Below are 1,057 nucleotides of genomic sequence, written 5' to 3'. Positions count from 1 at the left end.
AAGCAGCTGGATATATCAATGAGGTATTAACTAAGAAATCATTACGTGATATTATTGGTAAAATCTTAGCGGTAACTGACGTTCCTACAACTGCTGCTTTCTTGGATAACATGAAAGATATGGGGTATAAGTTCGCATTCCGTGGAGGTTTATCATTCTCATTAGGTGATATTAGAATTCCAGAACAAAAAGAGAAATTAATCGCTGATGCTCGTGAGCAAGTAGAAGCAATTTCGATGAACTATAGCATGGGTCTTATTACTAATAACGAGCGTTATAACCAAGTTATTGATATCTGGACTTCAGCTAATGCGCAATTAACAGAGTTAGCAATGAAAAATATCCGTGAAGACCAACAAGGTTTCAACTCGGTATATATGATGCTTGATTCTGGAGCGAGGGGTTCTAAAGAGCAGATTCGTCAGTTAACTGGTATGCGTGGTTTGATGGCTAAGCCTAAAAAATCAACTGCTGGTGGTGGTGAAATTATCGAAAACCCAATTTTATCGAACTTTAAAGAAGGTCTTTCTATCCTTGAGTACTTTATTTCTACTCACGGTGCTCGTAAAGGTCTTGCGGATACCGCTCTTAAAACAGCCGATGCGGGTTACTTAACACGTCGTTTACATGACGTATCTCAAGATGTTATCGTAAACTCTGTAGATTGTGGTACATTAAGAGGTATTGAAGTTTCTGCTTTAAAGAAAAACGAGGAAATCGTTGAAACTTTAGGTGAAAGAATCTTAGGACGTGTGGCTTTACAAAATGTAATCAACCCATTAGATAATGAAATTTTAGTTCATGCTGGTGAGGAAATTACAGAAGCTATTGTTAAGAAAATCGAAGCTTCTCCAGTAGAAAGAGTAGAGGTTCGTTCGCCATTAACATGTGAGGCAACTAAAGGAATTTGTGCTAAATGTTACGGTAGAAACTTGGCAACAGGTAAGATGACACAGAAAGGTGAAGCAGTTGGAGTTATTGCAGCGCAATCAATTGGTGAGCCTGGTACACAGTTAACACTTCGTACGTTCCACGTTGGAGGGGTTGCTGGAGGTAT

At 38.8% G+C, this 1,057-nt stretch carries 1 pseudogene; it reads left to right on the top strand.

The annotated features are described in order from the left end of the window. Positions 1–1,057, top strand: a pseudogene (locus tag Q0075_RS05940) (DNA-directed RNA polymerase subunit beta'); the annotation flags it as partial.

Source organism: uncultured Flavobacterium sp., from assembly GCF_937967675.1.
Classification (GTDB): Bacteria; Bacteroidota; Bacteroidia; order Flavobacteriales; family Flavobacteriaceae; genus Flavobacterium.
This window is presented reverse-complemented; position numbering and strand designations above follow the sequence as displayed.